The sequence below is a fragment of the Vibrio ezurae NBRC 102218 genome (assembly GCF_000467185.1).
Classification (GTDB): Bacteria; Pseudomonadota; Gammaproteobacteria; order Enterobacterales; family Vibrionaceae; genus Vibrio; species Vibrio ezurae.
The window spans coordinates 122,314-146,380 of the sequence record NZ_BATM01000021.1 but is presented as its reverse complement, the minus strand read 5'-3'; the positions used below and the strand labels follow the sequence as shown (position 1 = coordinate 146,380).

Annotated in this window: 7 protein-coding genes; 2 read left to right on the top strand and 5 right to left on the bottom strand. The window is 44.7% G+C overall.

The window, feature by feature from the left end:
• Positions 1–22: 22 nt before the first annotated feature.
• A complete protein-coding gene (locus tag VEZ01S_RS08850) occupies positions 23–19,771 on the bottom strand; it encodes a retention module-containing protein (protein ID WP_021713693.1) in 19,749 nt (6,582 codons plus the stop codon).
• Between the two features lie 532 nt (positions 19,772–20,303).
• Between VEZ01S_RS08850 and VEZ01S_RS08845 the strand changes: the two genes are divergently transcribed.
• Both VEZ01S_RS08845 and VEZ01S_RS08840 read left to right on the top strand, forming a co-directional pair.
• Positions 20,304–20,531 carry a hypothetical protein gene (locus VEZ01S_RS08845; protein ID WP_021713692.1) on the top strand — a complete coding sequence of 76 codons (228 nt, stop codon included), beginning with the start codon at positions 20,304–20,306 and terminating at the stop codon, positions 20,529–20,531.
• A gap of 218 nt (positions 20,532–20,749) precedes the next feature.
• Positions 20,750–21,049, top strand: coding sequence for an isoamylase early set domain-containing protein (locus tag VEZ01S_RS08840; protein WP_021713691.1), 300 nt, complete (start codon positions 20,750–20,752; stop codon positions 21,047–21,049).
• Positions 21,050–21,156: 107 nt separating this feature from the next.
• On the opposite strand, the gene VEZ01S_RS16905 is transcribed toward VEZ01S_RS08840, so the two are convergent.
• From VEZ01S_RS16905 to VEZ01S_RS08825, 4 genes are all read right to left on the bottom strand, one after another.
• Entirely contained in the window at positions 21,157–21,552 is a 396-nt protein-coding gene (locus VEZ01S_RS16905; protein WP_021713690.1) for a cytochrome-c peroxidase, read from the bottom strand.
• A gap of 99 nt (positions 21,553–21,651) precedes the next feature.
• Positions 21,652–22,434: a cytochrome-c peroxidase gene (locus tag VEZ01S_RS16900; protein WP_021713689.1), complete on the bottom strand. Its 783-nt coding sequence runs from the start codon at positions 22,432–22,434 to the stop codon at positions 21,652–21,654.
• 116 nt (positions 22,435–22,550) lie between these two features.
• Entirely contained in the window at positions 22,551–23,324 is a 774-nt protein-coding gene (locus VEZ01S_RS08830) for a sulfite exporter TauE/SafE family protein (RefSeq protein WP_021713688.1), read from the bottom strand.
• Between the two features lie 224 nt (positions 23,325–23,548).
• A complete protein-coding gene (locus VEZ01S_RS08825; RefSeq protein ID WP_021713687.1) occupies positions 23,549–24,040 on the bottom strand; it encodes a hypothetical protein in 492 nt (163 codons plus the stop codon).
• Positions 24,041–24,067 lie beyond the last annotated feature (27 nt).

The following is a 24,067-nucleotide window of genomic DNA, read 5'->3' as shown; positions in this document are numbered from 1 at the left end:
CCACAAGGTTTTATACTGCTGGTTAATTACCGCCGTATTTAAACACTTGGTTTTCAAACATAGTGGTTAATAAATCCTTGTCAGGATCACCACCGTAGTTCAATTGATCATTTAAGCCTTTGATCAGTATAGATTGTGATTCGGTATCGGAGCTGACTTCTACCTGCACGTCATCACTATTTTCAATCAAAGTCGCGGTTAAATTTTGCTGATCGTCAAAATTGACCAACAAGTCATCCAGTGTCGCCCCAGATTCAAGCTCATCGAGTACCCCAACAAGATCAACCTGATCACCCTCGGCCAAATTAAAGTCAGTGATCACGTCGACTTGAGCATCATCCACCTCGTCCCACATGAACATATCGGCCCCATCACCGCCGGTTAAAATATCCGACCCCAACCCGCCGATGAGAATATCATTGCCGTCTCCCCCGATCAGTTCATCGTCAAAATCGGACCCTCGCAATGTTGAACCTTGGTCATCATCAATCAATGTACTTGCGCCTGTTGCAAGAGATGCATCGAGCTCATTGCCATCTGTCACAATCGCCACGGTATAGCTCACAGCGCTCGACTCTGCAGTGAGGGTCAAATCACTCTCATTTGAAATAGCCACAACATCAAAGCTCACTGCATCCGTTGGGAATACTAGAGGGTCGTTCAGCACTATCACTGCATCAGTGAGTGCTGTTGCATCTAATACCCAAGTACCCTCGTCATCGCCAGCCACCGCGCTACCACTTGCCGATTGAACCACAAGAGCACTATCGAGTCCGCGTACTTCAATGGTTAAGGTTTCACTGGCATCGGTTAATGCGGCCATTAAGCCCAACAAAGGCACCACTCTTGATGCCAACGCCGACTCTGAAATAACCGTATTCAAACTGCGCTGATTTTCACTATTTAAGGTCAGCGTAGGAGCATTGGCGACAGGAGTAATGTTAATGGTCACCACATCACTGTCTTGAGCATTTGCTCCGGCATCGTCAAATATGCCATTGTCTCGGGTGACTATGGTTAACTCAGCACTATTGGTGTATTGCGGATTGCTGTAAAAGACACCTTGCAAAGCATCACTTTGCGCTAAAACGGCATTCACTTCATCAATGGGGCCGCTCAAAGTCACAGATGAGGAATCGTTATCGGTAATAGTCACCGCCAAATTTGTAGTGACAATATTAACCGTGCCGATATTAACACTCAGTAATACCTCAATATCGGCATTGGCATTACTGCCCACGTAATCCACATCAGAAACTTGAATACCTTCGACTTTGGTTGTGCCGCCCTCATCGACAGTAATATCAGCAGGCAGAGTAGTGATTGGGTCGTCATTAACCGCTACCACTTCAATATCAAACTCTTTGGTTTGCGATTTAGGGTCGTTAACGACGCCAAAATTGCCGTTGTCTTCAACCAGTACCGTAGTTTTGACGCTGCCAAAGTTATCACTCTGCGGGGCAAAGTTAATACCGTTGGCTAAGGCGGCATTTATCTGCGAAATCGAGCCCGATATTTCAACGCTAGTGGCAGGCAATGTCGCCGTCACTATGGTGATGCCATAGGTGTTTTCTACATCAGACAGAAACGACAGTAGCCCTGATTCCACATCAATAGTGACATTGTAAATCGCATCTGGCGCATCCGTTTCATCAATATCAGAAATTTGAATGTTAGTGATCAGCAGATCACTATCCTCATCCGTCGTTAGCGTCGGTAAATCAGAAATATCGGGGGCATCATTTTGCGCATTTACCGTGATATCAAACGAATCTGTCGCCGTTAACGTGCCGCCACTGCCTATGTTGCCACCATCACTGACCGTAACGGTTGCCGATACCGTGCCAATGTAGTCACTCGATGGGCTAAATAGCACCCCAGCGCTAAGCAAAGTATTCACATCATCGGCCAGTCCAGTAATCACAATCTTATTATTGGTGATCTCTATTTGACCTGGAAATGCCGTTTTATCGACGGCATCAAAATCTAATTGACCATCGGTCACCTCAATACTGACCACATAATCGGTTGTGGCATCATCCGCAAGATCAGGATCATCAATTTGAATGCCCGATATACGCACCGCCGCATCTTCATCCGTGCTCACATCACTTACGCCAGTGATAATAGGGTCATCGTTGACTGGCGACACCACAACATCAAAAGTCACTTGATTGGTGCTTGATGTCGTTGAATCGCCCGCATCGACAATGCCGCCATTTGCGCCATCATTGACCGTAACGGTCACAGGTAATGTACCAGTGACATCCGTTTCTGGAGTAAATTGAACGCCAGTTGCCAGCGCTGCATTAATATCAGCCAGTGTACCCGTTAGCACTATCGTTGAGCCAGTAGCTGGGGTAACGACGACTCCAGTAGGTGCTGAACTAAAGCTGAAGTTACCCGCGCCTGCATCCACCTCTAAAGTAACGCTGAACTGAGTTGATGGCGATTCGCCTTGGTCAATATCACTGATCTGAATGGAATCAATCAACACCGTCCCTTCTTCATCGACCGCCTCATCGGCAATAGCCGCAAACAGAGGCTGATCGTTTTCAGGTTGCACGGTAATGATAAAGTCTGTGCTGTTTTCAGTGGGTTCTGCCGCAATGCCAAAGTTACCGCCGTCGTCGACAAAAATGCTCGCTTTGACATCGCCATTAAAGTTGCTGTCAGGATTAAAGCGAACACCGTCTTGCAAGGCTGCGTTAATATTGGCGATTGTGCCTTCGACAGTGATCGAAGTCGCCGCGGTATCCGATGCTGGGGTCAGTTGCACGCCAAACAAAGTTTCTGCGCCATCTTGAAAGTTCAATAAACCACTTTCAACGCTAATAATAAAGGTATAAATAGCGTCTGGATCATCGACTTCATCAACGTCCGATATGCTTAAATTATCAATGATATATTCATTGTCTTCGATAGCATCTATAGGCGTGACACCACCAAATAATGGCTGGTCATTGGCTTCTTGTATGGTCAGATCGACCACTTGTTCAGTAATTGCATCCGGATTGGTGTATTCAACGCCGTTGAAATCATATTCCACCGACTGAACCTGAATCTTAATTTGTGAAGGGTTCCAATTGGTGGCGTTATTATCGCCAGAATTGAAGAAAATACTCTCCAACTGCTGAGCATTAATATCTAAAGTCCAACTGCCATCGCCATTGTCGACAAAGCTTGTGCCATCAAACAAGCGAATGCTCGCACCATCTGGCACATCCAGTACCGTGACGCGCAATATCTCTGGCGCGCTTTCTTCATCTACTATGCCCGCAAGAGAGTACTCATCATCAATAATCTGCGCATTAATTTTTATCTCAATGTCTTCACTCTCGATGCCAGAAGCTGAATCGACAATTGCCGTATCAACCGCATCTGCAACAGGGTTAACCACCAAGGTAAAGTTCGCGTTGTGCTCTACAGGAACGCCGAGTAATTTTTCTTGAGTAAAGGCGATGATGCCTAAATCAACAGTGCCACTAAATTGTTCTGCGGGGGTAATCTCCAAATCGGCAAAGGAGACGCTAGTAACTGATGGATTGTTTAACTGAATCGTCCAGAATCCATCACCATTGTTTTTCACCGTAAACCCGTCTGGATCAGAAGCACTTGATGAGCTGACCAGAAAATCATCTGGCACTCCCGATATACGCAACGAAACAAATTCTTCCGAACCGTCGTTATCTTTTAGCGAAATGGTAAAAGGTGTGCCCTGAATTTGGTCTAAGAAAATCGGCGTATCTTCATTTCCGGTAACAACTATCTTGTTTGACTTATCTCCGCCGTCAACAATGATGGAGTCCACCACTGGAGTGACCTCAAATGAAAGCTCGCCACTGAATGCGACATCTGAGTCCACATTTGATGGGTGATCGTAGGTTGAGGTTTGGTCAAATTCGGTCGCATCTCGCAGAGTACCTGAAATCGTTAACTCAACCAGATTGTCATCATCACCCGTAGGGAAATTCTCTGCGGGTTTAAACTGCACATCCTGTAAAAAATCTTCAATTGCGCTTGGGTTGTTCGAGTCATAAGTTAAGGTAAACGCGCTAACTTCGTTTCCATTAAGATCAATTAATACCCCTTCCGTTGCATCTTTAAGGGCAATGGTTACCGTCTGGAAGTGCTCTACGCCTCGGTCTGCGGCACTGTCTATATCGGTAGATTCAACGCCGATTTGCAGATGTATTATGCCATCTTCGTAGGCGATATCGTCTTGATATACCTCGGTACCACCTTCATCAATTGGGGCAAAATTTGCGTCTAAGCCACTGGTACCATTGACGGAGATAGTAAAAGTTTGAGTCGTTTCAACTACCGGAGAGATTGCTACAGGAATACTAAGAGGATGATACTTTTCATCGCCCGATTGGGTATCGGTGGTGATCGCAGTAAACTCAATCAGCACATCTCCTGCATAATCTTCCGCAGGCACTAAAATGAGATTTTCTAAGCCTAAAATAGCGCCACTTTCATCCACCGAACCTTTGAATACATACTCGGCGGTCGTGTAGTCGTACTCAGCACCCAGAATCGAAAATCCGTGTAAATCCGCTTGTGAGAAAACCAACGTGAGCAGGTCGGCGACATCATCCTTATCTGCTGTAGTCGCAAGAATGCCTTTGTCCATTATCTGCTGACCTAAACGAATATTCGTGTCTTCGGTACCAATAATAATGTCGTCAGAATCGGTATTGGTGATCACCTCAGCCGCTATTGAGTCGTTGACCACAACATTTTCTGGGAAACGTAAGGTGACATCCGTTTGCTTCTGTACGCGAGCACTTTCCTCACCCTCTTCACCAGTGTCATAAACCAATGCTATGAAGGTGATCGTCAGATCAGAAAACGCATCATCACCGTCGCCAGCAATCTTAAGCCCACTTGGCGCAACAATAGTGAAGTCATCTTCATCGGTCACCACCCATTTCCCATCGCCGTTATTGACGGCACCAATGATGACTAACTGATCGAGAATGTCCTGATCCACAGTGCCAAAATCGACCACTAACTCTTCGATCATTTCATCCGGATTTTGCGCTAACTCTTGTTGCTCCTCAGGCGTTAACGTAGCCCCAGGATCAGCGGCAAGCTTGTCTAACGCATCTTGCTCTGTTTGGGTAACATCCGAATCAGCAAAGTTGACGCTATAGGCATCGTCTTTAACTTCATTAATAGTGAAGTTAATCATGCCATTGGCATCTGCGATAATTGGGTTGCTTGTATCGCCGATTAACTGATTCGCAAGATCGGTCACCGACAGATTGGCATCACTTTCCACCACAGGACGCACCACGATATCTAAGGTGCCATTGATGATTGTTGTGGCCGTGTTTTCATATTCAGCTTGACCATCGGTAAACTCATAATCCTCTTCAGACACTTCAATGCTCACGCTTAGCTGGAAATCAGAACTGTCGTCTGTAGGCGGTTTTACTTCGACGATAGCTGAACCATCAAGGAGCTCGCGTAAACCATTACTGTCAGAAATCACAAGCAGCCCATCAACGCCAATAGTCGTTATTACGCCATTGACTCTCACTTCAGAGCCTTCAGGAAAGCCCGTTAGTGTGACTAACTGAATCACTTCATCAGAATCTGGGTAATCAGCATTTGAAGGATGCCAATCAATTTCAATAAAACTGTCTTCATCGCCGGTTGAAGTTCGCTGATAACCGTCTTTCGCGTCAATGACCGGCTGAACTTTGATCAGAATGTCCCCTTCAATAATTGTGGTATCACCATCATTTTCCGTGACAACTAACGTTGCAGTCAGGTCAATATTGCCCGTAAATGACGGGATCGGGCGTAAAACGATGCCTGTATCCACGCCTGCTTCAGTCAAATTCGCTTGATAAATTGGCCCTCCTGCAGCGTCATAACCGACAAATAAGAGGTCAACCTCGTTGTTCTCGCTATCGAGTACTTTTACGCCATCAGGAATATTAGAAATCAGAACTGTCACTGATTCAGAATCATCTAACGGCGTATCGGCAAGCTCGCCACTAAACACTTTAAAGTTCAGTGGCACATCGGTATTTTCATCGATTAAGGTTTCAACACCTGCCGCGTTTCCTGCGTCATCTAAAATAGGCAGCCAAGTATCACCCAGTCCATCGATATTAATAGTAGGGAAATCAGCAACGCCTTTAAGATCAACCACCAGCGGTCGTGAGTCTATAATTCTATCATTGCTGACCGTAACGGACGTACCTGTGCCAGTGGTCTCATCGATGTTTTCCAGTTGCTGGGCAAAGTCACGAATTATCCCAACCACCGTCATGTTAAAATCGACGTTACTGTTTAAGTAAGGGGTAAACTGCACTTGCGAAAGCATGTCATAAGGGATTTCGTATACCCCTGCGGAGATCTCATTAATCGGATTGTCCGCTGGATCTCCAAGCCACGTTAATGTGGCTAAATTGCCATTACTGTCTGCTAACCCGGAAATTTGCACCAACAACTGCTCTGAACCGTCAAGATCTTGACTTGGGCTAAGCTTAATATGTTGATCTAAGTTGGTGGTGGTATCTTCTTCTAACTGAATACGCGTAAGTACCATAGCGCCATCATCCGCGATTGGATTGACCTTGATACTAAAGAAACGCTCTTCAGAGCGAGCTTCAGGAACTAACGCATTGGCATCAGATTCAGTGGTAATAGCGACCACTTTTACAGAAATAGTGCCACTCCAGTTATCGGTTGGATTCACCGTTACCTTGCCAATATCATCGGCAGAGATAATAAACAATCCAAAGCCGTTAGGCGTTTGCACGACGCCATCTATCAATAGTTGATGGCCTAGTTCTTCAACAAAGCTTACTTCATAGGTAATGGTTTCAGAGCCGTCTTGGTCTTGAGTTTGCGCCAAGATTTGTAAAATTGCATCGTCACCATCTTCATCCACGGTAACTTCAAAATTACCCGCTGATGGCTCCCATGTTGCGGAATCTGCAATGGCTTTTATCTCAACGTCCAAGCTGCCATCTAACGTTTCGCTAAGGGCGTTATTTCGATACACCTCAACACTGATGTCATAAGTGTAATCGGTGCCTTCTGAACCTTGATTTCGCGCCGGAACAAAGAATAAATTCTCCACATTCCAGTTTTCATTATCCAACGTTGACACCATCAGCTGGTCTTTACTGAGGGTCACTTCTGAGCCACTGACCGTCAGCGCTACATAGTTAGTGCCGTTGAAGTAATAAAAATCACCTTCTGTGGCATCGACCCCTTTTACTGTAATCGCGCCAAGCTGTTCGTTATTATCAAAATCGTCCGTGTTAACACTGATATTGACCTTGATTGGCGCGTCACCTACAGGAAGGTTATCTTGAGCGTTAGTGTCATTTTGAGTAACGCTTCGACCTGCATCTTCACTGCCACTTGCCCCGGTTGAAGTAATTTGTGACGTAATATCATCCACTTGGATATTGATTGCTTTGGTACTGGTATCGCCATCGCCATCGGTGGCGGTCACTTGTACATCAATGGCGACAAAGTCTCCTGTTTGCTTCACATCATCCTCTGCGGTAAATCGGATTCGCCCATCAGGGTGAACCTCTAACACCCCCATCAGAGAATCAGCATCAACAGGATTAGCAGGGTCGCTACCGTCGCTATACAAATTAAAGCTTTGAAAACCAGCGCTAGGATCAATGGAGATCACCGTGCTACCAATTTGAATCTGGGTTAATGCCCCATCATCTGCGCCTTGTGTTTCTAGGCCGCTCTGTTTCAACACATTAATGGTTGAAGAAGCATCTCCCTCGGTCACAGTAAAGGATTTTTCAATCACCTCTGGCACATCATCCACCACGCTGACAACCAAGTCTTTGGTTGGAGAATTATCCCCATCCATATCTTGCACATAGATAGGCAATACAATATTGAGGGTATCAGCAGAATCTGGATTGGTATCAGGACCCGAAATTGGGTGATCAATGGCTCGTATCAACTCAAAATCAAATTGACCAAAGTCAGCACTGGTTAAATCATTGTTGATTTGAATGGACAGAATATCCAACTGTTGACCATTTACCGATGCCACGCCCATATAGCCACCGGCAACCACAATAAAGGTAATCGGTTGACCTTGATAGGTCAGCGCAACATCGCCACTGCCATCGACAAAAGTGGCGCTCACATTGGCGGTATCTAAATAGAAAGCTTCAACATCGTCACTGCCTTGCAGGTATGTAACACTAGAGCTTGCGCTCTCTAAGTTCGCATCGGGATCTTTACCGCCTTGGATTGGTGGCACGCCTGTATCACCTTGGTCGATGCTGCTCTCCACCAGTGTCACTGCCGGCGCAACATTCACTTGTGGATCAGTACCATCGGCAATCTTGACGTTGATTTCAGCGGTTGAGACATCCCCATCCGTATCGGTTGCATTCACAATCAAGGTAAGGTCGTTGATATCCAAAGCGGTATTATCTTGTTCCAGCGCTTGCAATTGCTCAATGGAATAAGAACCGTCTATGTTGATGCTTGCCACCAGCACTACATCGCTAGTATCGCCCGCAATATGTACGGTAAAAGTGGTGCCATCTGCGCTTAACAGTAAGCCAACCGCTTGATTGTTACTGAGCAGTGAGCCCCACGCCAAATCTGTACTCAATGAAGCATCAAATTTTACTGTAGCAACCGCATCAATCCCCTTCACTAAATCGACACTGCCCGTGACAGGAGCTGCATCGGGGTCAAGAATGAGGTTCTCATCGACAGGCGTCACTTGGTCGTCTGAGTTTGGATCGGTACCATCTTCGATGTTGATACTGATCTCTTTGGTGACTGTGTCATTATCGCTATCGGTAGCTTCAACGGTGACACCTAAGCGATTAAAATCATCCGAGGCGACTTGATCTAATGCTTGCAGCTGTTCAAAGCTGTATTTGCCATCGATATCAATAGTGCCGACAAATACAGGGGTTAAATTAGTGTCATCGGTCACTAGACTAAAGGTTTGTCCGTCAGCGCTTATCACGACTTTGGTGTCAATGCCGTTGGAGGTTAATCCATCCCACGCAGATTGCTGACTGCTACTCAGTGAAAACACCACAGAGGCTATCGCATCGGCCCTTTGGGTTAGCCCCATATCGCCAGTGACTGGGAAATCGACCCCGCCAGTAATATTATTTTCGTTCCATTGCAGAGAAATAGCCGCATCGGTGAAGGTGAGATCATCACCATCGTCGATTCTTACTCTGGCATTCACGCTAGTCACATCACCATCGGTATCGGTAGCATCCACATTTAAGTTTAAAATGTATCTATCATTGCTTGCCGTTTGGTCAATTGCTTGGATTTGATCGACCACATAGGTGCCGTCCTGATTAAGCTTAATGGTCAACACTGACGTGTTCGGTGCTTCACTAAGTGAAAGCGTGATCAGAGTATTCTCTTCGGTGATCGTATATTCAGTCGCTTTGCCATTGCTGGTTAACGCCCCTAATTGGTTCAATTGACCATTTGCCAAATTAAACGCAAGGTTAACCAGTGCGTCACTACCATCGGTGAGATCTAAGTCCCCAATAGATGGCGTAACATCAAGGGAATTATCATTGATGCGCACCGTATAGGCTGTCAGCCCAATATCTGCGCCATCTTCTATTTCCAGTACGATTTCACTGAGTGTTTCATCGTTATCGGCATCAATCGCGCTCACCCCTACTGAAAGCTCAAGCAGATCATTATCTGCGCTCTGATCAATGGCGGCAAATTGTTCAATATTGTAGTTACCCGCACTATCCATGCTCATCGACAACACTAAAGTAGTGCCATCAAACACTTCAATTGAGCGTTCACTCACGACCAAGCTAGTCGCACGTCCATTACTGGTAATGGATTGCCACTGGGTTTGTTGCGCCGCATTAAATACAAAATCTAAACTGGCGAGCACATCAGCGCCCAAGGTAAGACCTATATCCCCTTCTATTGGCTGAGTATCTGTGCCTCTTTCATCTTCATTCCAGCCCTCAGTAGCGTCCGTTGACTTGATATCAGTGCCGTCGTCAATGGTGACAGTAATGGTTGAATTTGCGGTATCACCATCGGTATCGGTAAATACCACACCTGCGCTGAGTGAAGTTTCATCACCGCCACTGTTGGCTTGATCAACGGCAAGAAATTGCTCCAACTTAAAAGTGCCGTCACTATTGAGGGTCAGTTGCAGAGCCACCACGCCAGCCGAGCGTACAATTAAGGCTTGGTCTGTTTGTTCCAGCGTTGTGGATTGCCCATTAACGGTAATGGCTTGCCACGCCGTTAGCTGCGCAGTAGTTAAGCTGATCACTGCGGTATCAATGGCGTCACTGCCTTGATAATTCAGATCCCCTTCCACCTCATAGCCTGCAACGCCAATATCATCCTCATCCCACGTAAGGGTGGCATCATCAGACTCAATCACACTGCCATCGGTAATGGTAATATCAATCACAGAAGGCGGCCTGTTGGTGATGGGATCAATGTTGTCGTCACCATCACTGTCTGCCACCACCACATCAAACACTAAATTGGTTTTATCTGTTGCGTCCTGATCAAGTGGTCGTTTTTGCTCAATGGAATAAGAGCCATCGTCTTTTAAGGTCACCACTAACACATCTTGACCTGATTGGCTGACCACTATGCTTTTATCTGTCACGACAACGTCTGTGGCTAAGTCATTGCTTGTTAAGTTTTCTAATGCGCTGCGCTGGTCTGTAGTCAATTCAAAGCGGACACTGCTGATATCATCACTGCCAGTAACAAGATTTAGATCAGAGAAGATTGGGAAAGCAACACCAATATCGTCTTCATTCCACGCTTGTGTATCGCTACTTAGCGCAGGATCGTCACCATCAGAAATAGTCAGCGCTATTTTTGCTTCTACAGGATCTGTTTGGTCGTCACTGTCTTCAACAAAAATAGGAATATCGAGCAGTAACTTCTCTAAACTTTCATGATCAAGTGCTTGGAATTGCGTGACTCGGTAGCTCCCTTCAAGGTCGAGAATTTCAACTTCCAAAACTTTGTTAGTTGGATCATTGCCAATATAAACGGTAATCAAGGTGTTACCTGGCAAGTTATTATTCGGGCTATTGGTCACCGTTACGCTAGTGGCTAGGTCGTTGCTGACCAATCCGCTCCATTCAACGGCTGTTTCAATGCTATCGCCAAACGTCACCGCAACGATTTCGTCTGTGCCTTGGGTAATCACAAAGCTTTCGTAAAAGGTTTGCTCACCGGAAATCTCGACAATATCAATCGCACCGTCCAATACCACGGGATCCGCACCATCAAAAATGTTCAGTTTTAGCGTGCCCGTATCCACATCCAAATCGGTATCGGTTACCACCACATCAAGCTCAAGGGCTAACGGCCCATCAACGGGTTGGTCAACCGCATCGTATTCGGTAATGGTGTAGGTGCCATCGGCGGCAATCTTAACCACCAGCACCAATTGCGAAATATCACCGTCTTTGTAGACCGTAATTTCGGTTTTATCAGTGTTAATGCTTAAGTCTGTGGGTTGAGCATCACTGGTAATGGAGTGCCAAGGAGAATCGTCCGCTAAATCAGCAAATTTAACACTGGCGATGTCATCAATGCCTTTATTGATGGTCATAGTGCCAGTAAAAGACGAGCCGTCGATCACTTCGACAAAATTCAATGTGGCGTCCAGTATTTCAGGATCAATACCATCAGTGATCTTAAGTTTTATGTCTGCGCTGTCACTATCACCATCAAAGTCGGTAGCAATCACACTCACAGAGAGCTCATTAACGTTGCTGGTCACATCTTGGTCAAGAGGCAAGTTTTGCTTAACACTAAAACTGCCGTCATCGGCAAGAACCAACTGCAATACCACCGCATCTGAGCCATCGGCTAAAATCACCGACAAAGTATTGCCGCTAATGCTTACCGAGGTGGCAGCGCCATTACTGGTAAGATTATTCCAGGCATCTACAGCAATGGAACTGGCGTCCAATTGATAGGTTTCAATAGAGTCACTTGCCGGAGTAAAGACCATTTGCTGATCGCTGATCTCAAGCGGCAAACCCTCTTCTTTGAAATTGACATTGATATCCGAGCCAACCGGATTACCCGCATCATTAATTTTGATGTTGATGTTGGCTGTGCCACTGTCACCGTCGGAATCTTTCGCCAACACTGGCAGTATGAGATTAGTAAGATTGGAAAGTGCGTCTTGTTCTATCGGTTGAAACTGAGTGACAACGTATTCGCCATCATCATCAATGGTTACTTCAAGCACTTTCTGATCTGGGTCGCCATCAACAATAACCGTTAGCGTTTTATTGCTATTGGACAGCACTACGTCTGTTGCTAATCCTTCGCTAAGCAATCCATTCCATGTGGCATCTAACGCCACGTCTGGATTGAAACTCAAGCTCTGGATATCTTCACTACCCGCAACAAAATCAATCTGCCCGCTATCGGATTGCACGCCGGAAATTTCGTTGAGAATAATCTCACTATTGCTACCGCTTGGATCAGTACCGTCTGTGACCTTAACGCTGATAGTCGCAGAGCTCACATCTAAATCACTGTCTTTGACATCAACGCTAATACTTAACTGGGTTAAATTATTGATGTCTTGATCAAGGGGCTCTCTTAAATCGATGCTGTACAAACCATCAATACCAACGATCACTTTCATCACTACCGTACCATCGGCAAGTGATACGGTTAAAGTGTCGTTGATGCCGCTTTGATGGGTGGATGATAAAGCCACATTGGTTGCAAGGCCGTTACTGGTGAGGTCTTGCCAAGGGCTATCCAGTGCCACCACATCTTCATTAATCGCAATACTGACCACAGCATCACTGCCTGCATCTAATGATAGATCGCCGGCAAATGGTTGCTTGGTCACATCACCAATATCATTTTCCAAAAGATCGGCAATATCATTTACGATGACGGGGTCAGTACCATCACTGATAGAGAAAGAAATCGGTGCGCGAGTGACATCACCATCGGTATCGGTAACCGCAACCCCTACATCTAATACTAAGGTATCGGGATTGAGTGCGTCGTTTTCATCTTGATCAATTGAGGCTAACTGATTAAGCGTATAGGTGCCGTCTGTATCGACCGAAATCACCAACACATCATCACCGCCCAAGGTGGTCACAGTAATGCCTGTATCAGTAATGGTTAAAACGGTTGCTTCGCCATTGCTGGTAATACTTTGCCACGCGCTAAGTTGCTCAGGTGAGAGTTCCAATGCCACACTCGAAATGGCGTCACTACCTTGGTAACCCAAACTGCCAGTAATTGGCAGCACCAGTGCTTCACCAATGCTGTCTTCATTCCATAGCGCTTCATCAACAGAGAGCGCAAATTCATCGCCATCATTGATGGTGATATCAATAGTGGTCGCGACCACATCTAAGTCAGTATCGGTAACAGCAACGCCCACTTGCAATGCATTTACATCTGCCGTTTGGTCAAGCGCTTGTAGTTGAGTTACCGTATAAGAGCCTGAAATATCGATAGTTAAGGTTAATACAGGCGTACCATCGGTCAGTTGTACGGTCAAACCATTGCTGGTGATGACAAGTTGCGTGTCTTGCCCATTGCTCGTTAATGACTCCCACGCCGTTTGTTGCGCGTCGCTAAGAGTAAACTCGACCGATTTAATGGCATCACTGCCTTTTTGCAAATTAATGCTACCAGTATCGGTTGCCGTATTAATGGCAACCCCATCTTCATCCAATGAAATACTGCTGGCCTCGACAGTGGCATTGTCGCCATCGGTGATCTTAATACTGATATTTGCTGAGTTAGAATCTTGGTCGTAATCGGTGGCAATCACAGGCACTAACAGTTCGCTAATATCGCTAGCGGCAAACTGATCAAGAGCGGCGTTTTGCACTAAGGAATAACTGCCATCATCGGCAAGTGTCAGCACTAAAACATCCACGCCACTTGAGGTGGATAACGTTAGAACTTTACCCGTTGCATCCAAAGTTAAGTCGGTGGCTACGCCATTGCTGGTCAATGCGCCCCATATAGCATCACTTTCAACGCTGTCATCAATGACTAAGGTTTCTACTGCATCACTGCCAGGGGTAAACAGAATATTTCCGGTATTGGTTTGGCCACTTTCACCGGTTTCAATGTAGGCGATTGGGCTTAGCGGCGCGGAAGGTGCAATATTATCCGTAATATTAATGATAATGTCTGCCGTACCTGAGTCTCCATCAGAGTCACTGGCGATAACCGGTAGTATCAGCTTGGTCAGATCGGTCGTTGAGTCTTGTTCAATTGGCTTAGATTGAGTGACAAGGTAATTCCCCTCGTTATCAATCACTACTTTTAATACTTCAGCCCCAGATACCGAAGATACCACTAAAGTTTTGCTGTCCGTTAATGCAACCGTCACCCCTTCGCCATTGGTTTGTAACCCGTTCCACACTGAATCTAAAACCACGTCAGGATCAAAAGAGATGTCGGCAATATCTTCACTGCCTGCGCTAAAGACGATTTGGTTGCCTTCGCTAACAACGCCTGTGGTTTCTTGTAAATCGACTGTGCTGTCTACGCCGCTAGGATCCGCGCCGTCATTCACAGTCACAATAATATTTGCTTGCGAGCTATCGCCATCGGCGTCATTTGCTGAAACAGGCAGCGACAAAGTAACAGAATCACCGCTTAATTGGTCACCTAATTGATCAATAGGCTCAAACAATTCAATGCTATACGTACCATCAATATTGACGATGATTTTTAGCACCGGAGCATCGTTATCAGTGCGACTAATAAGCAAGGTATCATCCACATTTAACTGATTGGTCGATGACAGCTCTAAAGTAACCCCATTGCCGTTACTGGTAATGGATGTCCAATCCAAGTTTGTTAATACTGAATCATCAATCACGACTGACTCAACTAAATCCGTCCCTTTGACTAAACCTAGATCCCCTTGTTGGGGTTGAATATCAGGGTCGCCAATTTGGTCTTCTTCCACAGTGATGGCGTCATTGACAATGCTCGGATCTGCGCCATCGGTGACGGGAACCGATATGGTTGTTGAAGTCACGTCGCCATCGGTATCGGTCGCATCAACTTGCAGAGTTAAATCATTCACATTGCTGTCAACGTCTTGCTCTAATGCGCGCAATTGCTGAATGCTGTAGCTACCATCAAAGTTAATGGTGGCGGTAAGCACAATCGCAGTTTCATCCCCTTGCAGATGTACAACCAGCGTTGTGCCGTCATCACTGAGTTTGACTTCTGTGGCTTGATTGTCACTACGAAGCACAAGCCAAGTGGCATCTTGTTCCACACTGGCATTAAACACCACACTGGCAAAATCGTCCACTCCATCGGTTAGACCAATATTGCCGGTTTTCGCCACCTGATCGGGGTCATTGATATCATTTTCATCCAATGGCGTACTCACGCTAGCCGTTGAAGTTGGATCAACACCATCATTGATAGTAATGCTAATCACAGAGCTATCAGCATCTTGATCCGCATCAGTCGCGGTTACGGTCACCGACAATAGGTTTTGGTTGGAGGCAGGTTGGTCGATAGGCAAAAATTGCGTGACCGAATACTGCCCGTCCAAACCAATTTCCAGCTTTAATACCTCACTACCATCGCCTAAGGTCAACAATAATTGCCCCGATGCCACCTCTAACGTGGTTGCTTGACCGTTGCTTTCAATATTGGACCATGCTGCCAATTCAGCATCGGTTAAGGTCACGTTCATCGATTCTATGACGTCACTGCCAACCACTAAGCCCACATTTCCTGTCGCAGCGGTTGGCGTATCAGTCGCGTCATCAAACAACTCAACATTCGCATTGACGATAACAGGGTCGTCCCCATCCTCTATCTGCAAAGAGATGTCGGTAAAAACTGAATCATTATCGGTATCGGTGACAATCACAGGCAAGGTTAATGAGATAGAATCAGTGCCGTTATGCTCCAACGCCTGATATTGAGTGACAGTGTAACTACCATCTGCATTGATGGTGGCTTCCAGTACTAGATTACTGCTGTCACCTGATACATACACAGCCAGATTATTGCCAGTAACACTGACCTCTAGACTGCTATTGTTGCTTAACAGCCCTGTCCAATCGGTATCGTTTTCAATGCTGGTTTTATCAAACACCACACTAAATACATCGTCACTTCCCTGCTGCACATTTACTGTGCCGGAGACAGTGATTTCTTGACCTGTTTCGGTGATCAATGGCGCAGTGCTCGGCGTGATAGTGGCATTGTCGCCATCGGTGATCTCGATGCGAATATTGGCAATTTGCGGTTCGCTGTCTAACGCATCGGTATCAAATACGTCCACTCTTAGATCCAATAGCAAAGTCTCTAACACGCTATGATCTAAGGCTTGAAATTGCGTGACTCTAAAGTTGCCCGCCAAATCTTCTAGTTCAACTTCAAGCACTTTATTGCTGGTATCGCCAGTAACATACAGAGTCAGCAAAGCGTTATTGTTGCTTAAGGAAAAACTCAGTGGTAAATCATTACTGACCAAACCATCCCAGATAGGGTCGGCGTTTAACGCATCAACATTAAATACCACGGTCTCAATCGGGTCATCAGCCACCACAATTAAAAATTGATCGTAAAAGCTTTGTTCCGTGGCTTTTTCAGTAAAGGCGATGGTTTTGTCGCTCACCAGTGGCGGAGCACCATCGATGATGGTTAAGGATATATTCGCATTGGCGGTATCTTGGTCGGTATCCGTGACAAGCACTGGAATGTCGAGCAAGATAGAATCGGTCGTCGGATCTTGGTCTATCGGTTTGGACTGCACCACGGTATAAGTGCCGTCTAACGCAATACTCACATTAAGCACTTGCACTTCATTGTTGTCAGCATCGAGATAATAAACGGTCAATGCATTTCCATCGACGCGAAGCTCGGTATCCAAATCACCGCTAGTAATGCCTAACCAATCTGGATCATTAATGATTTCTGGGTCGATCACCACAGTATCTATGGCATCCGAACCCTTAGTAATCACTACTTGAGCCGAAACGGTTCTCACTATTTCGCCCAGTTCGATATATTGAATGCTACTGTTGGCAGCCTGTGGATCGGCGCCATCGGTGATGTCAATCGAAATCACGTTTGAAGCAGTATCACCATCATAATCGGTGGCTAATACATTGATGGGTAACACTAATAAATTATCAGATAGATCGCCGGCACTTGGGTGATCAAGCCCTGCGTTTTGCACAATACTGTAACTGCCGTCAACGCCAATGCTGACAATAAGCACGTCTTGAGTGGCGGTTGATACGGTTAACACTGTGCCGTCACTGGACAAACTAACGCTGGTCTCTTCGCCATTAGAAGTCAGATCGGCCCAGATAGGCGCCACAATGCTAGAGGGTAAAAATTGCACCGTTTCGATGGCATCACTAAAGACCGAAAAATCAATTTGACCTTGATTAGCTTGCCCAACACTGCCCGTTTCGGCGTAACTCACCTCGCTTGGATCACCTGTTGGGCTAATGTTATCACGCACGGTAATAGTGATGTTTTGAGTCACTGAGTCGCCATCGGTATCAGTGGCGGTGGTCGGAATAATCAGATTTAACACATCCGTATCTTGCTCAATGGCGCGATACTGAGTCAGCGTATATTTACCGGTATTATCAATAGTGACCAGCAGGACTGGATCGCCATTGACGGTATTGACTTGAATGGTTTTATTATCCACAAACGTTACTGAGGTTTGCTCACCGTTGCTGACGATACCTTGCCACGTGGCGTCATCCACCACACTCGCTTCAAAAGAAATATCGGCAATTTTGTCACTGCCTTGGCTGAAAACTATCTCGCGAGAGGTGCTAAATTCATCTTCGATTTCAATATAATCAAGCAAGCTATCTTGACCGGTTGGATCGCTGCCATCGGCAATCTCCAAAGAGATGGTTTCTTGTTTGCTATCACCATCGGTATCAACGGCTATCACAGGGACATCAAGAGAGGTCAGATTTTGGCTATCTTGGTCTAGAGCTTGTTTTAGATAGACTTGATAGGTGCCGTCTACGTTGACGATAACTTCTAAAACCACGCTGCTCGGATCGCTTTTTAGATACACCACCAGCTTATCTTTAACTAAATCCCCAACGCCGTTTTGTTGAACCGTGGATTCTTCAAGGCGCAAGCCAGTTGCTTCGCCATTGGATGTTAATTGATTCCATACACTATCAAGCAGTACTGAAGGGGCAATAGTAATGGACTCAACGTTATCACTGCCTTGAATAAGGCCAATGTCACCAGAAGAAGATGGCGAAGTGATTCCGATTTCGTCCTCATTCGCGGTTGGCGCAATCACGCTATTGATGGTTAAGTCATTACCGTCGGTTAAACCTAAAGTTAAAAAGCCTTTCGTAATGTCACCATCGTTGTCGGTCACTGTGACAGGCAGAGCAACACTTAGGGTTTCTAGGCTGTTTTGTTCTATGGCTTGAAAGGCTTGTAACGAATAGCCACCGTTGCGATCTAACGTAATTTCAAACACTTTGCTCAATGGGTCGTCACGCAATACCACCGTCAAGGTAGTACCATCGTCACTGAGCTGTACTTGAGTTTGTGAATTATTCGACAGCAATCCATCAAACAAGGCCAAACTTTCTGCATCAAACACAACTGTGTCTAAGCCGTCACTTCCCAGTTGATATAATTCACCAGAAATAGCATTGACGCTTGCCCCGTTTGATTCGATTTCGTCTGAAACAACCGCATCAATAATGGCATTGTCTCCATCGGATACCACCACACTAAACTGCACAGGGTCGATAAGTTCAAAGCCACTAATATCTTCACCAGTAATGGCAAAGTTCACGCTGAGCTGATCGTTGGCAATAGAAACGTACTGACCATTCACATCCACATGATCGATAGGTTGTGAAACTAAGGTCGTCACGCTTAATTCAATACCACTATCCAGCACAGTTTCAGCAATGGTAAAAGAAATCACTTCTAGTCCATTAAGCGTCCCCACTAGCGCGTTTAACCCTTCATCATAGACAAAGCTCACCGCTTCACCGCCGGAGCTAATATGAGCATTTAGCTCTGCAAGCACCGCATCCACATCTAAAGGAACGACAGTAAACGTGTCAGGGTCTAAAGCAAAAGTGGCTTGCTCAACTACCACACTGCCTACAGTGGTCTGAGGATAGGTATTGGTAGTCAGAGAACCTTCAACAACAGCGGTGTTGATCTCTCCGCCCCCTTCCGCAAAATTGATGGTTAAACTGTCATCTGCCAGATTTTCCCCAGCAATGTCTACTCCATCGGTTTCAAATCCAGTTTCTGGTCGGGTTTCAGCACGATTCATCTCGACACTGACAAAGCCACCATTGGCTGAGTTTTGCGCATCGTCATTGTTATTTCCCGCAGCTAAAAAATCTAAAACCTCAGAGGGATCGGCACCACGCGAGATAGCCTGTTGCACTGCTGCAATCTCTTGTTCGCTGTATTGAGAGGGATGGTCTTGCAACTCTAAAGAAGCGCTTAAATTTGATGATGCGAGAAGTGATGATTGTTCCGGGCCTACGCTCGCGACACACACTGCGCAGTTTTGAGTAAAGATCTCCGCCTTAGCGCCATATTGCACCATGACTTTCGCATCCTCACCAATCAGCAAAACATCCCCTTTTTGCAGGGTATCGCCTTTCTTAATTGGCTTTGCAGGGCTAGATGCATTAATGACAACTGAATTACCCACTGCTTCTACAACGGATACGTCCGTGATCAGTACTTGTTCTTTCATAACCTACATCCTTGTCTTCTGCCTGAATAATCCATCATCAAGGCAGTACTCCACAATACAACTGAGTTGTTATAGCACTTCTTATACAAGATATATTAACAACTAAAAAGCAAGATGAAACCCTTTACCAAACATTCACTTAACATATTTTTATATTCCATTTATCTATAATTCAACCTCATGAATTTAATCTCACATTAGATTGAGTTTTAGTCATAATGAGAATAAAAATAGCTGTTCTTTTCTACGAAATCAGCATTCACAAAAGATCATAAATGTAATCAAATATTTTATGCTTGAGATTTTACGTACTCATAACATTCTAAATAAAAAGAAGCCCGTGGCGACATAAAGCTCTGCTAAATGCTATTTAAAAGCACAGTTACTTTATTTGCTATCAATGTACCCTCCTGTTTGAGTGAAAAATATCGAATTTAAGATTTGATCGAGCTCAAAAATTAACCGATATTTACTATACCCAAAAAGTAGTACGATGTAGTATGAAATAGTCTGCAGAAAAGGAGGTTTCGACATGAATAAAGACGCATTCGGCATATGCATAAACAGCGCAATGCTAAAACAAAATGAGCGTACGACATTTACTCATGTTCGCGCCTATCAGACAGATGATTCAGGGCTCGATTTAAGAGTGTTGCTTGCTATCCCACAGATTACGGGAAAAGAGCTTTTAAACACGATGCAACATTCTCGAAATTTAGTTTGGCGAGCCACTTATCAATGCAATTGCGAATATGAATAACCTTTAATGTTGTACGACTCAAAGCAAAGCGCCAGTGACAACAGCACTGGCGTTTTATCTTTTAAGGCACCTCAAAGCCACTGCATCGGTAACAATCACCGAACCAAAGTTACAGATTGTTAAAATTAACTTATAAAAATACAAAATAACTTGAAGTTCATATTTTAATCACTGAAAATTGGATAAGCATTGACTTACATATATAAGGAATATCTACCGTGCTGAAAAAACGATTTTTCAAAACCAAGGATGAAGTTGAAGTCACATTCGAGTGGCCAAAATCTGCAGAGCAATCCATTGCTATCGCTGGTGATTTTACCGATTGGCAACCTGTTGCCATGAAATACAGCAAAGCAAAGAAGGCATTTAACTTTAAAACTCGTTTTCCAAAAAACGAACAGTTCCAATTTCGCTACCTGATTGACGGTGAAATTTGGGAAAACGACCCTAAAGCGGATGCTTACGTACCCAACGACTGTGGTACAGATAACAGCATGCTATGTACTGCTGAAGCATAACGGTTGTGACTAACTAGATACTATAAAGGCTTAGTCTTCGACTAAGCCTTTTGTTTTGCACTATTCCTATTCACCGTGAAAAATAGGAGCCTGATTATTTAGCACTTTTATTGTTCTACGAAAGGATTACTGTATTTTTCATCACTTAACATACTTTTATCGGTCAGCGTGTCTAAAAATGCGATTAAAGCCAACTTCTCTTCATCAGTAAAATCAAATCGAATAGGCTCACCATCACTGCCTAAAAGCGGACTCAATAAGTTCTCATGTTTTTGAATGCCAGTACTGTAATGTTCAATAACTTCATCCAAATTCGAAAATCGACCATCGTGCATATACGGCGCTCTCACCGAAATATTACGCAAAGAAGGGACTTTAAATTTACCTTCATCTTTTCTTAGTTGAGTCGTTTCAGCAACACCTAGATCATCCGTTGACGCAAGATCAAGCCCGTTATTTGTGGCAATGGTTGTCGCTAATTCCTCGTTTTCAAGCGGAACCACACCGACAAAGGCTTCGGATATATGGCATCCTGCGCAATTGACCCTATCGCCATTTCGAGTTTCTTGCGGTAAGAAAAATAACGATTTACCTAAATTTTCTTACTCAGTAAATTGCGGGAAATCTCTAATTGGCGAGCTTACATCTTGCCTAGCAATATCATACTTTGCCGTGGTACTGACCATGCTCCTAATAAACTGGGCTAATGCTCGCGAGATTCTGTCACTTGAAACGGTCGGATCGCCAAAGGCATCTTCAAATAACGCAGGGTAATAATCCTGATTTCTGACTATCTCTTCTAACTCCGCTAACACTAGCCCCATTTCTACCGGGTCTTGAAAAGGCATCAATGTTTGTTCTTCTAATGAATCTGCCCTTTCATCCCAGAAGAATTTACCTGAATAGTAAAATGTGGCATTGGTTAACCCCATAGAGTGTCTTCTGGTTTCACCGCCGTCAAAACCCACACTTAAAACTTTAGGATCGGAAAAACCATTTTCTTGAATGTGGCATGAGGCGCACGAAACACTGCCATTCGCCGACAGCTTTATGTCGTAAAACAACACTCTACCTAACGTTGCTCCCGCATCCGTAGTTAAGTTGTGATCGGGCTGATTATCCATATCGATTGCCGCGCGCTGAAACTGAGAACCAGCCGGAAAATCGTTCACCAAATAGTGTTCAGGAAGTTCGATATTGGAGTAATTAAAATGAGTATCAGGTAAATTAAGTGCTGATGATGGGTCATCCTCAGGGCTGATGGGGGTTTCAGGATCAACGACTTCTTCGCCACTATTACCGCTACTGTCACTGTTGCACGCAGTTAAACATAATGCAGCTAGTAAGGTAGCGAGCGTATTTTTAACTAACATTGTTGGCATCATCAGAATTCACTTTAATCCATTAATCTATCTAATAATTTAGCATATCTAGGGAGTAACCTTAGATAATGATACAGCCCGTTAAACTCAGCCTGCTTACGTATTGACGATGTCTTTACCTACACATAGGTACTGTAGAAAAAGTAGCAGGTAATAGATACGCTGATCACCACCACACTATTTTTAACCCATATCTGCGGTAAACGCCTTGATATATGCGCTGCATAATATCCACCCACTAAGGTGCCCACTAACACCACCATAGTAGCCGGCCAATCAATCGCGCCTTGTAGCATAAAAATGACAATCGCAGTCAAAGAAACACCACAGGAGATCAACAACTTAACTCCATTCATGGTGTTAATATCTCGATAGCCCGCAATCACCAAAAAACTCAGAGAAATAATCCCTAAGCCCGCGTTAAAAAATCCGCCATAGGTGGCAATAATCAATAACCCACACCAAATAGAAACTTGCCCTATTTTAGAGGCGTGTTTATATCTAGCGGCTAACGTCTGCAAAAATCGATTAAATTGAGGGCCAACAATAAACAGCACAGTGGCGAACAATAATAACCAAGGGATCACTTTTAAAAAGGTGTGCTCTTCCACACGCATCAGCGACCACGCCCCTAACCCTCCGCCAATAATACTTAGCAGTACGATCTTCGGTAAATTGGCCCGATCTTTTTTTATGTCCTCTTTAAAGGCATAAGCACCGCTCAAATAACCCGCTGTCGACGCCAAAGTGTTACTGGCGTTTGCCATGATCGGCGGCACGCCACTGAGCATTAACGCAGGAAAAGTAACAAAACTGCCACCACCAGCAATGGAGTTCATTACGCCGCCCACAACTCCTGCTACAAACAGCAAAATAAATTCCAAAATTCCCACTTAAATGCCTTTTTAAAAAATGATGTCCGATAACACTATAGTGCTATCAATGCTGAGTGCGTCATATAACAACGTATACAACGATAAAAATGAAGTATAGAAAGGCCGTTAATACGCAGTCTGTCCACAAAGTAAAGTGTACTCATAAGCTCAGTGACTGCGCGAGGTTATTTGTAATAAAAAGTATTCAATGATCCTTGATTCTGAACAGAAGATAATGAACGCTAGCATCGTACCCATTTCTTCTTCGCATTTTTACAGCGTTTAATTTTTTGTGCTGCTGTAAGCGCTGTGATTGCTTTACCAAAATCAGATTTCGATAGCCCTAAGTGCTTTTGAAAATTAGGGTCTAAACTGCGGGGAGAAGTTAACGCTTTGAGCATCTTATCTTCTGCTAATTGAACTTTAGGCACGTTTGGCTTAACAAGCGGAACCACCGTTTGTTCTTTGGTTCTAATACTCTGACATATTGAACCTAACTGCTCACACTGAAATTCGAACGCGGAGATTAAGCTTTCGTCATTGCTGTATAACTCAAAATGCGTCGAACCTAATTGTCGCTTATCTAAAGCTGACAACACCCTAGACAAATAAGCAATAATATAAAAATCCGCTTGATTTTGCCCATTAGGATAATCATTTAAAAACAAATATAGCGACTTTTCACATGCCAATTTAACTGAGTTAGATTTGGAAAAAACAAATACCTTATCCACTACGAAGCCGTTAATTTTTCCAATGCT

Coding starts and splice junctions, on each gene's coding strand:
- VEZ01S_RS08845 (WP_021713692.1), top strand. CDS start 20,304: ATGAATAAAGACGCATTCGGCATATGCATAAACAGCGCAATGCTAAAA.
- VEZ01S_RS08850 (WP_021713693.1), bottom strand. CDS start 19,771: ATGAAAGAACAAGTACTGATCACGGACGTATCCGTTGTAGAAGCAGTG.
- VEZ01S_RS16900 (WP_021713689.1), bottom strand. CDS start 22,434: ATGATGCCAACAATGTTAGTTAAAAATACGCTCGCTACCTTACTAGCT.